The sequence below is a fragment of the Mesorhizobium sp. M7A.F.Ca.AU.001.01.1.1 genome (assembly GCF_004022735.1).
GTDB lineage: Bacteria > Pseudomonadota > Alphaproteobacteria > Rhizobiales > Rhizobiaceae > Mesorhizobium > Mesorhizobium ciceri.
This window is the reverse complement of record NZ_RZPF01000761.1, coordinates 1-2,950: the sequence shown is the minus strand read 5'-3', so window position 1 is coordinate 2,950 and position 2,950 is coordinate 1. Positions and strand designations below refer to the sequence as shown.

Genomic DNA, 2,950 nt, shown 5'->3' with positions numbered 1-2,950 from the left:
CTATGAGACCGCTTATAGGATGAATTCCGGCCTTAATATGAAAATGCCGGGCGCGCAGTGGGCAATGCAGGAGCTTGACGCCTCGGCGAAATGCAACTATGGAACGCCAACTTTTTCCATAAGGCCGCCTGACCAGAACCGCGCGCCACCCGGCGTGGGCTTGAGTGTTTGGCAGACCCCGAGAACTGAAGGTTAGAACAATGTCCCGCACCTGCGAACTCACTGCCAAGGCAGTCATGTCCGGCAACAATGTGAGCCACGCCAACAACAAGACCAAGCGTCGCTTCCTGCCGAACCTCGTCAATGTGACGCTGATTTCGGAAGCGCTGAACCAGAATGTGCGCCTGCGCATTTCGGCCAACGCACTGCGTTCGGTCGAACATCGCGGCGGTCTCGACGCCTTCCTGGCCAAGGCCGACGTCAAGGAATTGTCGCAGCGCGCCCGTCTGCTGAAGAAGCAGATCGCCAAGAAGACCGCCGAGCAGGCTGCCGCTTAAACAGTTCAAAGGCGGGGGACGACCGCCCTGGCCAACATCTTGTTGGCCTCTGGCCAACATCTTGTTGGCCTTGGGGCATCGGATCGAAGCCGCAAGGTTTTGGCAATCCGGTGCCCACATACGAAGGCGAGCATCGCCCGCATGGGCATGATGCTTGGCTGGTTCCATTACCCAGGATAAAAAAATGACTTCCTTCTCGCGGTATTTGCCCTTCGTGGCCGCCATGGCGCTTGTCGTCGTGGCATCGAACATTCTCGTGCAATTCCCGATGCAGGGCCAGATCGGGGGCCTCTCGCTGGCCGACCTTCTGACTTGGGGGGCCTTCACCTATCCCTTCTCGTTCCTGGTCACCGACCTCGCCAACCGCCGCTACGGACCCACTGTGGCGCGCCGGATCGTCCTTGTCGGCTTCATGACGGCGGTGATCTGCTCGATCCTTGTCCCGCCCTTCCTGTTCCGTCACGGCCTGATCGAATTCGAGACCGCCGCCGACCGGCTGGTGCGTATCGCGGCCGCGTCCGGAGCGGCGTTCCTTTCCGCGCAACTGCTCGATGTCACCGTGTTCAACCGGCTGCGCCGGCAGAGCTGGTGGCGGGCGCCGATCATCGGCACGCTGGTCGGGTCGGTGTTCGACACCGCCGTGTTCTTCACCGTCGCTTTCTCGGCTGCCTTTGCCTTCGCCGGACCAAACGACGGCTTTGCGTTGGAAAACGCACCCTTGATGGGCGTCTTCCATGTCGAGGCGATGCGCTGGATCTCCTGGGCGCTTGGTGATCTCTCGGTGAAACTGATCATCGCCGTCGTCGCACTCATACCCTACCGGTTGCTCGCTGCCCGCTGGAGCCAGCCCGCGGTTGCGGCTTAAACCATGATCCCGAAAAGTGGGACCCCGTTTTCGGAAAAGATCCTGGTCGGACAAAGATCATGATCCCGTGGATCCAGCTCGATTCAGCGAAGACCCCAGACGGCGGACAAGAACTTCGCCTCAAGCGGCGCGGCACCGAATTCTCGATCATGCTGGGCACCAACGAGCTCATGAACAGCCGCCTCAGCGGTTCCGAGGAAGCGCTGGCAAAACTGTCCTGCGGGCGGATTGCCGGCCATAGCCATCCAACAATCCTGATCGGTGGGCTTGGCATGGGTTTTACCTTGCGCGCCGCGCTTACAGAATTGGCCAATGATGCCGGAATCGTCATCGCTGAACTGGTGCCGGCCGTTGTCGCCTGGGCGCGCGGTCCGATGGCCGAAATCTTTGGCGGCTGTCTCGACGATCCGCGCGTCACCATTCAGGAGACCGATGTCGGGCAGCTGATACGCTGGCAGCCCGCGGCCTGGGACGCCATCCTGCTCGATGTCGACAACGGCCCGGAAGGCATCGTCCACAAATCCAACGACGCGCTCTACAGCCTGCAGGGCCTCGCAGCCGCACGCAGCGCCCTCAAGTCGGGCGGCGTGCTGGCGGTGTGGTCGCAAGGCCCCGACATCGGCTTCACGCGGCGGCTGAAGCAGGCAGGCTTCGGGGTCGAAGAGGTCAGTACGCGCGCCAACGGCAAGCGCGGCGCGCGCCATATCATCTGGATCGCCACCAAGACGTAAAGCCGGCGGGCTCAATCCTGGTGCAGGATGAATTCCAGATAGAGGTTGCGCTGCAGGATCGAGTGGTTGTCGTCGGAGATCAGCGACACCATCAGCGCGCCGTCGTCGCGGGTCCAGACGTCGAGCCCTTCCATATTGTCGATCTGGTAGCCCATGTCGGCCTCCAGCAGCACCGGCCCGTCGGCGACCGCGCCCTTCTCGACGCTTTCGCCATAGATGCGCCGCAGCCGCATCTTGACGCCCCTCGCCATCGAGAAACTGCGCTCCAGAAGCAGCAGATCGCCATCCGGCAGGAAGGCGCCGTCGGTGATGTCGAAATCGCCGTTGCGCTTGACAGTAAAGACGCCCTTGTGCGGCCCCTCGATGATGGCGGCATAGATGTTGCCGGCCTTGTCGAGGCTCTTTTCGGAGACCACGACCAGGCCGCCCTCATGCTGACCGTTGGCATTGGCGTGGGTGACGGTCTCGAAGCCGCGATTCTGGCGCAGCTCCTGGGCCGGAACGACGAAATCCAGCGGCTTGAACGGCGCCTTCATGTCGTTGGCGTCGATCTTGAACTGGGCGACGCGGTGGCTGCGCTCGAAGCCGACGGTGGCAATGCCGTCCTTGACCGCGAGGCCTTCCGCATCGACCTCCCATTTCCTGTCGATCGGCCGACCGGTCTCGTCGACCATCTGCTGCATGCGGAAATTCTGGATGCCGGAGGGCCGCTTTTCCGCGTCGCGGACCACCGTGCCGAAGAACCAGAAGCCGGTGTCGGCAACGCCGATGAAGTCACCGCCGGCCTTCAGGAAGCGGAAGGCCGGCGGTGACTTCATCGGCGTTGCCGACACCGGCTTCTGGTTCTTCGGCACGGT

Annotated in this window: 5 protein-coding genes; 4 read left to right on the top strand and 1 reads right to left on the bottom strand. The window is 62.4% G+C overall.

All coding sequences use genetic code 11. The annotated features are described in order from the left end of the window. The 4 genes from EN884_RS39120 to EN884_RS31315 all read left to right on the top strand — a co-directional run. The coding region (locus tag EN884_RS39120; RefSeq protein WP_206521327.1) for a hypothetical protein at nt 1-196 on the top strand (196 nt) is incomplete at its 5' end. A 4-nt stretch (nt 197-200) separates the two neighbouring features. Beyond that, the gene (gene rpmB, locus EN884_RS31325; RefSeq protein ID WP_013529373.1) at nt 201-497 is read left to right on the top strand and encodes a 50S ribosomal protein L28; all 297 of its coding nucleotides are present in this window, start codon (nt 201-203) and stop codon (nt 495-497) included. Between the two features lie 184 nt (nt 498-681). Further along, complete coding sequence (locus tag EN884_RS31320) at nt 682-1,362, top strand: queuosine precursor transporter (RefSeq protein WP_024503743.1); 681 nt, start codon at nt 682-684, stop codon at nt 1,360-1,362. Between the two features lie 59 nt (nt 1,363-1,421). After that, nucleotides 1,422-2,093 (top strand): hypothetical protein, encoded by a 672-nt coding sequence (locus EN884_RS31315; RefSeq protein WP_063169106.1) that lies wholly within the window; start codon nt 1,422-1,424, stop codon nt 2,091-2,093. 11 nt (nt 2,094-2,104) lie between these two features. Here the strand turns inward: EN884_RS31315 and EN884_RS31310 are convergent. Further along, on the bottom strand, nt 2,105-2,950 hold an 846-nt coding region (locus EN884_RS31310), incomplete at its 5' end, for an esterase-like activity of phytase family protein (protein ID WP_128360947.1).

Bases quoted from the DNA above. Each gene is read 5' to 3' on its own strand.
- EN884_RS31315 (WP_063169106.1), top strand. From the start codon at position 1,422: ATGATCCCGTGGATCCAGCTCGATTCAGCGAAGACCCCAGACGGCGGA.
- rpmB (WP_013529373.1), top strand. From the start codon at position 201: ATGTCCCGCACCTGCGAACTCACTGCCAAGGCAGTCATGTCCGGCAAC.
- EN884_RS31320 (WP_024503743.1), top strand. From the start codon at position 682: ATGACTTCCTTCTCGCGGTATTTGCCCTTCGTGGCCGCCATGGCGCTT.